The 2,746-nt window shown below is 57.0% G+C and carries 1 protein-coding gene; it reads left to right on the top strand.

The annotated features are described in order from the left end of the window. The first annotated feature begins 95 nt into the window (after positions 1-95). Positions 96-2,321, top strand: a complete 2,226-nt coding sequence (locus VFU50_10500) for a glycoside hydrolase family 57 protein (protein HEU5233282.1) — start codon at positions 96-98, stop codon at positions 2,319-2,321. Positions 2,322-2,746 lie beyond the last annotated feature (425 nt).

Raw genomic sequence — 2,746 nt, 5'->3', positions numbered from 1 at the left:
TGTGCCATAGCAAACCATTGAATGTAGCAGACGCAGAGATTAGCCGACGTGAGTGGGCACAAGTCCGCGCCGCAACTTGATTAAACTAGCTGAGAATGCCCGCGATTCGGCTCGTCTTCCTCTGGCACATGCACCAGCCCTTCTACAAGGACCTGGTCACAGGTGAGTACCGCCTGCCCTGGGTCCGCATGCATGCTTTGAAGGACTACTACGGGATGGTGAAGCTGTTGGAAGAGTTCCCAACGGTGCACCAAAACTTCAATCTCGTTCCCTCGCTCATGGAGCAAATCGAGGACTACGTCGCAGGGACCGCGAAAGACAAATGGCGCGACCTGGTCGCGAAACCGGCCAACGATCTGACGCGAGACGAAAAAATCTTTGCTCTACGCTATCTTTTTCAGGCAAATCACACGCATCAAGTGGGCCGATATCCACGGTACGCCGAGTTGCTCAGCAAACGCGCAGCGCATCCGTCGCCGGAGACTGCATTAAGTTCCTTCGCGGCCCAGGATTTCACCGATTTGCAAGTGCTCTCCCAGCTTGCCTGGTTCGATGAGTTCTTCCTCGGAGAAGCCGATGTTTCAGATCTGATTAAGAAAGGACGGAAGTACACGCGCGCTGATCAGGAATCTCTCTTCGACATCGAATCGCGCATTTTGGGAGCCGTGATCCCCGCGTATCGCGCGGCTGCCGACCGTGGCGGCGTGGAGCTTTCAGCCACACCTTTTTATCACCCTATTCTTCCTTTGCTGTGCGACACCAATAACGGACGCGTGAGCAGCCCAGGACTGCCGCTGCCACGACGCCGCTTTCTCCAAAGTAACGACGCTCTCGACCAGATGCGGCGCGCCGTCGAATCTCATGAGCGCACATTCGGAAAGAAGCCAGCGGGCATGTGGCCCTCGGAAGGCAGCGTTTCAAACGAAGTTCTCGGACTTGCTCGCCAGGTCGGTCTCAAGTGGCTTGCGACCGACGAAGGCGTCCTCGGGCGCTCGACGCAAAGCTTCTTTGAACGCACCGGCACAGGCGAATTGCTTCCCGATTCGGCACAGCGTCTCTATCGAATCTATCGGAACGGTGAAGGTGCCGATTCTGTGTTTCTCTTCTTTCGAGATCACAACCTCTCTGACCTCATTGGATTCGTGTACTCAGGCATGCCGGCGAAAGAGGCGGCCGATCACTTCATCAAGAGCGTGAAGACCTCCGCCCAGCCGGTTATGTCGCGTGGACAAGATGCCGTGGTCGCAGTGATTCTCGACGGGGAAAACGCCTGGGAGCACTTTCCCGAATCAGGACGGGAGTTCCTTCGTCGTCTCTACACTGCAATTGCGGCTGATCCTCAGATTGAGCCACTCACAATTTCGGAGACCATCGAACGAACGCGAGAGACCACAGCTCTTCCCAGCCTCGTTCCCGGCTCGTGGATCAACGCAAACTTCAACGTCTGGATTGGAGCGCCGGAAGACAATCTCGCGTGGGACTACCTTGCCGAGGCACGCGATTTCTACGCACATCATTCGGCTTCAGCAACTCCCGAACAGCAGAAACTCGCTTATGAAGAGCTACTCATCGCCGAGGGCAGTGATTGGAATTGGTGGTACGGCCCGGAACATCACTCCGCGAATGACAGCGACTTCGATGAGCTGTATCGCAGCCATTTATCGAATGTCTATCGCCTGCTCGGAGCCAATCCGCCGGATTACCTGCACCATCCCATTTCAACCGAATTCATCGGGAAAGTACGCACGATTCCGCAGACAGCATACATTCGCCCCCGCATTGACTCTCCCAACATCGGCTACTTCGACTGGTTGGGCGCAGCCAGCTTCGCTGCCGACCGGCGTGGTTCATCGATGCACGGCAAGCAGTTTCTGCTGGAGCGCGCCTACGCGGGAATTGATGGGCGAAACTTCTTCTTCCGTCTTGATCTCGCCGGCGAACTGAGTGGCGATCACATGTTGGAAGCGCGGATCGAAGTGCTGCCCGCAAATGTGGACCAAAACAGAAAAGCCTTCATCGCGCGTTTTTCGGTCTCGAATCGCTCGCTGCTCACTGCCGACCTCATTGCCTTCTCACAAAGCTCGGGGAACGGCAACCGCCGAGACAACACGAGCCGCGAGATGAAGGCTAGTTTCGAAAAGGTTCTGCGCGCCAAAGTCCCGCTCTCGGTGTTAGGGGCCGCACTGAGCGATACGCTATTGCTCCGCTTCAGCATCTTCCGCGATCAGCTTCCGCTGGATTCGCTCCCTACGCAGGGATGGATGGAACTGCCGATCATCGCGGAGGAGCAGATGTTGGAAACTGGCGATCAGGTGTGGTGAGTCGAAGTAAACGTGGAGCCGGCCGCCCTCGGCCGGAGAAGGCCTGAAAGGCCGGAAGAAGCGCAGCCCAGCGGCGTGAGCCCTGGGAGATGCGGTAAGAGCGGAATCGAGCCCTGAAAGGGCGGCATTCATCACAATTTCCTAGATCGGGATTGCCGCAATGATTGTGCGTTGTTTGCTGGATTGCTTTTGTTTGTGCGGATGAATTTCTGATTGGGCCGGCGTGAGCTATGCCGCCCCTGCCGGGGCTCGGTCTCATATCACTTCTCACCCAGCACTCACGTGCTGGGCTACACATATGTCGCGCCTACGGCGCTTTGGGCTTCGCTTCGCTCGCGTCGATGACACGGCGGCTGGCCCTACGTTTACTTCGCTCGCCGTTCCGCGTACAACGGAAACTGCTCCGCCAACTCGAACACCTGATG

The organism is Terriglobales bacterium (assembly GCA_035764005.1).
In the GTDB taxonomy this organism is placed as follows: domain Bacteria; phylum Acidobacteriota; class Terriglobia; order Terriglobales; family Acidobacteriaceae; genus Gp1-AA112.
Note: the sequence above shows the minus strand (reverse complement) of the source record. Positions and strands in the feature narration are given on the sequence as shown.